Raw genomic sequence first — 4,048 nt, 5'->3', positions numbered from 1 at the left:
TGTCTCACAGCATCCACGTCCAGCGGGCGTACCGGAGCATGGTCGAGTTGGGCTACCTGGAGCAAACCCAGAAGGGCGTCTATGATCGGCAAGGCCGGAAGGACGGCTCTACCCGTAACCGTTTGACCCGCTACCGTGCCACGGATCGTCTGATCGACAAATTCACCGCATATGAGCAGGAAGTCCTGCCGGTACTTGTGCCGCCACAGATGCCGCACGTTCCGATACGCGTCCAAGTGAAGACAGAAGGTGGTCGTCGTGAGGTTTTCCCTGCCCCCGAGACCGGTGAGGTCTTGTTGATGCAGTGGCACCTTGAACGGATCAATCGGGTGCTAGAGAACCGCTGGTATGACCTGCATATCCCCGATGCCGAACTGGCGGATTTGCAGGCCCGGCTGGCCGACGATCCCGATGATCCGAAGCCTCTGGCCATGCACCGCCGAACCCTCCATCGCGTTTTCAACGACCAAGATCTCACCACTGGGGGCCGATTCTACGGCGGCTGGTGGCAGAACGTGCCGAAGGAGTATCGGCGGCACCTGCTTGTCAACGGCAAGAGGATGGTCGAAATCGACTATTCCAACCTCCATCCAGTAATCCTCTATGCCGAAGCTGGGGTCGTGCCACCTGAGGACTGTTACCGAGGCATCTTCGACGCCAAGACAGAAGCACAAGGCGGTGAGGACCTGCGTAACATGGTCAAAGCGGCCTTTAACGCGATCCTCAATGCGGGCAGGGACCTGCGGCAGGCTCCGAGAGGTATCAAACCCAGCCGCTTCGACATGACTTGGCGACAGGTTTCGGATGCCATCCGAGACGCCCATGAACCGATTGCGCATAAATTCTATACCGGTGTAGGAAAGCGCCTGCAGCGCAAGGACAGCGACGTGGCCGAGCGGGTTATGCTCGATTTTATCGACAGCGGCATTCCGATCCTACCGATCCACGACAGCTTCCTAGTTCATGAAGGATATTGTGACCTCCTCGATGAGCGGATGCACGTCGCGTTGCGGGAGGTTTGCGGGGTTGAGGCCCGACTGAAGCTAATCGAGCCAGATATTAGCCGTATCTTGGCGGAGCGGGCAAAAGAACGGGAACTAGACCCCGAGGGCTTTGGACAGACAACAACAACAAACCTTCACGAGATTCTTGCCTCCCGAGAGGGCTACGAAAAAAGATTGGATGCATTCTACGCACTGCCTAAGGTTACTCCTGGAAAGCAAAGTGTCTGATCTGAGCCACACTCTACTGATTGCAAGCCATCCCTGCACCCGGATTCAAGCCAAGCGCTAGTTTTCTGGAAATCACATCAGAGCATCTCTTATGTGCCAGATATGGCGGACGGCTTACTCAAAGCCAGTTGCAAAGCGATATGCTGCTGAGGCATCAGAAAAAGACAGTTCGGGACTTCTGTCCACGTCTGCGTCAACAGGCGAAGGCAACGTGATTATCTGCGTCTAGCCCTTCTATCGGTCTGCTTAGAAGCGCTTAATGCCACCCGCTTTTCCTCATTTGAAAACTCTTCCTCAATGATACCTGTGAAACTAGTATCTCTGCCGCGTTCAAGGCCGTAGACCTCAAATTCACGATCCTCCTCCATGCGCAAATACTCAATAAAGGCCTTGCATCGCTGGAGGCGAAGGGAAACGCGATCCGTCCTTTTCCCGCTCAGAAACAGGCTATACTCATCATTTGCGAACGCAGTCATTTCATTGCAGACCCTTTCATCGAAATACGCGCAATCAACATATATGAGGTCAAGGTACGTAAATGCTCGTGATAGTTCATTGAGCATGTATAGGCCGTAACTCGTCACCTTAACCCGGTCTATCGTTTCCGAGTACTCATCAATCCGATTGTTGGCCTCTATAAACCCGCACTTGAGGAGTACATCCATATTTGCAAGCAGATCAGCTTCCATTTGGAAACGCGCGACAAAGTGGCTGCGGATCTCGGCCACACTTACAAAATCGGGGCCTGTCGAGTCCATAGCCTTTGACAGATGGTCAAGAATTCGTAGCGCAGTGAAGTGGGAAGCATGACGAGGGTTTCGAAGCTGATATATATTCGGGATATCACTCAGCATCTCGTCATAAAAGAACCTAGTAGGCGTCATGACAGGCTTGATAACTTGGTGAAGCTGAAACGTCCAGCGACCTGCCTCGATCATCTCCTCAACGTTCGTGTAGCCTGATAGAAGAAAAAGACGAAACAAATGCAGGGTCAGTCGAATATCACCATGACCGCATGCGGTAAGGAATGAATTCAGCGGGGAATTGCCAGATCTTATACCTCTGTTTACGATGTCGAGGTATTTGCAGCAGTCTTCAATTAGAGCAGAATCTCTTGAGGAAGTGATCTCGCTCCTGCGATTGTTGTCACGAAGAAGCGATACGGTATACTCCAAACGTTTAGTAAATACCGTCGCTGGCTTGGGCGAACTGAGATGAAATCCTGAGTTCTGAAATGCATCAAGAACCCCATGTATCTTTGAGTTATGAAAACGCTCTTCACGCATTGAGATTAGCGTGATGCAGCTTAGCGAATCGCAAATTTCTTGAGCAGTGGAGAAGCATAGGTCCTGAATGGGACCGGAGTATTGGTCGGTATTGTCAACGACGACCACCACGCCCCTCCCTTGTTGTAAGAGGTGCTGGCCCAAGCGGATCGCGCAGTATTTATGGTCTGACTTCCACCCTGATACCAGGTCATTCAGCTTCTGATTATATAATTCGGATGACTTCTCCAGCCCGGCGAGATCTTGCACTCTCGCAACCGAAAATTTATCTGCAAAAAGCTGATCAATTAACTTGTCTCTCTCTGCACTTAATAAACCGTCCGCATCCATGCTGGCGACCAGCCTGCGCCAAATTTCGGATCTGATCAGTTCACGCTCTTCAGGGACGTGAAGCATGTCTGCAATGGCAATTACTGCGTTATCACGTAACCAAGCTGGAGGTTTGTGCTTCAATAGTCGCTTGATGAACGTAGACTTTCCCGCTCCTTTTCCGCCAAACAGTACAAGAACCTCTCCACCCCTGGAGTTCTTAATGTTTTTCTTTATCCTTCCCCCAATCGCACCACCTTTTCCTGTATCGTCAAGCTGCTCGACTCCATACAGCTTGAAGTAAGGGGTAAGGGAATCCTTTAGCAGCGACTTCATGCTATCTTGGACCTGCCCGTATTCTCGCTCGGATACGTAGCAGCGGTCCATCAGTTCCGTTTGGTTGTCTTCTATTACCCCAAAGAGGTTGTTGGCTATCGGCCTAAGGATCTCTGCCAATCGGTTAGCGTTCACGGGGTGAGCGTAGGACGGTATCCTATCTTTTGTGAAGTACATCTGCCTATCTTTGGGCAGGGAACTTGTGAGGAGTTCGATAAGGGACCCACGCTCGACGATAGATGTATATGAGAAAATATTTACGGCTTTGGTATTCTCATCCAAGAAGAACTCTGTACTTCTAACAACGAACGCTTTCAGCTGATCCCATCGCTTGCCCTTCTCAAACGACTTGAAGAATATCCATTCATGGCCGTTTGTTATCGCTCCGTACTCACATCCTGTGTCCATGCAATAGTTACGGACTTGAGTCATGGCCTCTTTTATGTTCGCGTCAGTTGTTAGGCGCGATATTGACATATAGCATGAAAGTTCTTCCGCTTTATGCGGCGCGGGAAGAGAGAAATAATGCCCGGCCCTCTTGGCTTCAATCAGGATTAATTTCTCGCGGCCTTGAGTCGTAAGCGTATAATCTGAGAATCCTGGCCGGATGAATTCTTCGACTAAAGTTCTGTTTCTGGGCCAGCCGAGAATGCCGTGCAGCACGCCATCAATTACTTTGTGCCGGGTGTCAGCTTCGTTTCCATCCTCCGCCCTCAAAGTTGCTGCAGCATTTCGAATGTCGTCGTACATTATTTTTGCCAGTATGTTACATGCAGAGGATCACGAGGCTGTATTTGGCGTACTGGGCCGCTCACGGTCAACCGCTTAAGTTGAAGTAACTTCAACCTTAGGCTGCCGAGGGTTTATCTCATCTGGATCGTTTAC

General features: G+C 50.8%; 1 protein-coding gene and 1 pseudogene. One reads left to right on the top strand and one right to left on the bottom strand.

Annotation, left to right across the window (positions count from 1 at the left end):
• Nucleotides 1–1,232: pseudogene (locus FD715_RS21670) on the top strand (hypothetical protein); the annotation flags it as partial.
• A gap of 215 nt (nucleotides 1,233–1,447) precedes the next feature.
• Here FD715_RS21670 and FD715_RS21665 read toward each other — a convergent pair.
• Complete coding sequence (locus FD715_RS21665; protein WP_147115137.1) at nucleotides 1,448–3,913, bottom strand: hypothetical protein; 2,466 nt, start codon at nucleotides 3,911–3,913, stop codon at nucleotides 1,448–1,450.
• Between the last annotated feature and the right edge of the window lie 135 nt (nucleotides 3,914–4,048).

It is taken from the genome of Tateyamaria sp. syn59, assembly GCF_007995245.1.
In the GTDB taxonomy this organism is placed as follows: domain Bacteria; phylum Pseudomonadota; class Alphaproteobacteria; order Rhodobacterales; family Rhodobacteraceae; genus Tateyamaria.
This window is presented reverse-complemented; position numbering and strand designations above follow the sequence as displayed.